This is a genomic window from Thiohalomonas denitrificans, assembly GCF_016841685.1.
Lineage (GTDB): Bacteria > Pseudomonadota > Gammaproteobacteria > Thiohalomonadales > Thiohalomonadaceae > Thiohalomonas > Thiohalomonas denitrificans_A.
The window spans coordinates 1-1266 of sequence record NZ_JAENYR010000109.1; the positions used below are offsets into that span (position 1 = coordinate 1).

1 protein-coding gene and 1 pseudogene are annotated in these 1266 nt (G+C 64.5%); both read right to left on the reverse strand.

Annotation, left to right across the window (positions count from 1 at the left end):
• Nucleotides 1-19: 19 nt before the first annotated feature.
• Nucleotides 20-844 carry a DUF58 domain-containing protein gene (locus Q7L05_RS16015; RefSeq protein ID WP_303909048.1) on the reverse strand — a complete coding sequence of 275 codons (825 nt, stop codon included), beginning with the start codon at nucleotides 842-844 and terminating at the stop codon, nucleotides 20-22.
• A 256-nt stretch (nucleotides 845-1100) separates the two neighbouring features.
• Nucleotides 1101-1266 (reverse strand): annotated as a pseudogene (locus Q7L05_RS16020) (AAA family ATPase); the annotation flags it as partial.

Sequence of the window (1266 nt, forward strand, 5' to 3'; positions counted from 1 at the left end):
TCGGCGGCATCGATTCGGCTCATGAGGGCTCACCGAACAGCGCCAGCGCCTCCAGGCAGTGGCGCCGGTGGCCGTCGCCGCGGTCCGGCGGAATCCGTCGGCGAGGCAGGGCAAGACCGTAGACCCAGCCTCGTACCTCTGCCGCCAGCACCCAGCGGCAGAGGTGCGACAGCCGGGTCTCCACGTTCGTGCCCGGGGTCTCCTCCCAATCCAGCCAGATCCGCTCCGCCCTTTCGCCACCGAACTGCTTGGTGACCAGTTCATGGCCGCGCGACACCGCCTTCCAGTGAATATGGCGCAGCGGGTCACCGGCCTGATAGGCCCGCAGGCCGACAAAATCGTCGCTGCCGCGGCCCCGGTCGCCGCCGTGGCCCGATGAGCCACCCAGTTTCGGGGGAATGCTGCACGCCTCGGCCGGTTTGGGATAGATCAGGCACTCCGAGTTCAGCTGGATATAGCCCCAGGCCCGGAAGAGCCCAAGGGGAAAACGGGTCTCGACGGTACAGCGGGGCAGATACAGACGACCCCGCCGAATCGCCGGCACCCGCAGTTCGATCCAGTTGAGGGCGTTCGCCTCCAGATCCACCGTGACCCGGCCGGCACCGGTCAGCGCCAGGTCTACCGCAAAGCGCGGCGCATCCCGACGATTTTCGATGCCGATCGGAAACAGAGCCTGTTCGCCGGCAAACACCGGTCGGGAGTGGCCCGGATGGAACGAGAGACCGTGGAGGTTGCGGAAGGTGTGAATGATGGAGACCACAGACAGGCTGGCTAGCAGGAAGGTCAGCGCAAAACCGAGGCTGTTGGAGTAATTGATGGCGCCCAGTAGCATCGCGCCCAGCACAAGAAGAAAGAGAAATCCGGCCCGCGTCGGAAGGATATAGACCCTTCGCCGATCGAGAGTAGTTGGACCCGCTCGTGGGTGAGTGCGTTCGGAAAAGCGGCACCAACCCAGAAGTTTGGTAATTTCCCCGAGGATCCGCACCGTCTGATTCGATCCTGCCCCAGTCGCCATCGCCGTTAGGTCCGAGATGCGAGATTCGAGATTCGAAAGTAGAGGGTGGCCTTCGTATCTAGAATCTCGCACCTCGTATCTCCCCTCACGGAATCGGTACCGCCGAGAACTGCTCCATCAGCGCCTCGGCCGAGCGGCTTTCGGTGTCATTGGCCGGTTGCAGGCGGTGACCGGTCACGTAGGGCAGCACGGCCTGCACGTCTTCCGGCAGCACATGGTCCCGACCCTCCAGCAGGGCCCAGGCACGGGCG